The 251-nt window shown below is 67.3% G+C and carries 1 protein-coding gene; it reads left to right on the forward strand.

Annotated elements, in window-relative coordinates:
• Positions 1-251, forward strand: a 251-nt coding sequence (locus AF337_RS13945; RefSeq protein WP_152971071.1) for a hypothetical protein, incomplete at both ends; no start/stop codon positions are given.

Raw genomic sequence — 251 nt, forward strand, 5'->3', positions numbered from 1 at the left:
GCACTACGGCGTCTATACCCGTGTTGCCGCCTTCCGTGACTGGATCGCCGCAAAGACCGACGGCGACGTGCCGAATGTTGAAGGGCCAGCTGCCGACGATCAGGTCGCGTCCACCACGACCGGTGGCGGGACGAAGCAGAGGCAGTCCGGACAGGAAGAGGCCAATCTCGCCATCACCACCCCGCCCGCCAGCGATACCGCGCCTGCCACTTCGACCGAAACGCCCGACGCGCCCACCGGCGATACTCCGC

It is taken from the genome of Rhizobium ecuadorense (genome assembly GCF_001187535.1).
GTDB lineage: Bacteria > Pseudomonadota > Alphaproteobacteria > Rhizobiales > Rhizobiaceae > Rhizobium > Rhizobium ecuadorense.